The following is a 396-nucleotide window of genomic DNA, read 5'->3' on the forward strand; positions in this document are numbered from 1 at the left end:
GGGTTGAGGCGGTGAAGCGCCAATCTCCCCCACGAGGGGGCAGATCGGCAGCTTCTTACACCGCGTTTGTCAACCTTACAAATTCCTCGACGCTGAGCGTCTCGGCGCGGCGTGTCGGATCGATGCCGGCGCGGTCGAGCAGGGCCTCGCCGCCGAGGCTCTTAACGCTTTGCCGCAGCATCTTGCGACGTTGGCCGAAGGCGGCTTCTGTGACGCGGCCGAGTTTCTTCACCTCGGTGGGCAGGGGCATCGGGCGCGGCACAAGATGCACCACCGAGGAGGTGACCTTTGGCGGCGGCGTGAATGCCTGTGGCGGTACGTCGAAGGCGATCCTCGCCTCCGTCCGCCAGCCGGCAAGGACCCCCAGCCGGCCATAGCTGTCGCTGCCGGCGGGAG

Annotated in this window: 1 protein-coding gene; it reads right to left on the reverse strand. The window is 67.2% G+C overall.

Going from position 1 to position 396, the window contains the following annotated elements:
• Positions 1 to 55 precede the first annotated feature (55 nt).
• Positions 56 to 396 (reverse strand): rRNA adenine dimethyltransferase family protein (locus EN925_RS39435; protein ID WP_281040724.1); only part of this gene is annotated, 341 nt, incomplete at its 5' end.

This window comes from Mesorhizobium sp. M7A.F.Ca.US.006.04.2.1 (genome assembly GCF_004022915.1).
Classification (GTDB): Bacteria; Pseudomonadota; Alphaproteobacteria; order Rhizobiales; family Rhizobiaceae; genus Mesorhizobium; species Mesorhizobium ciceri.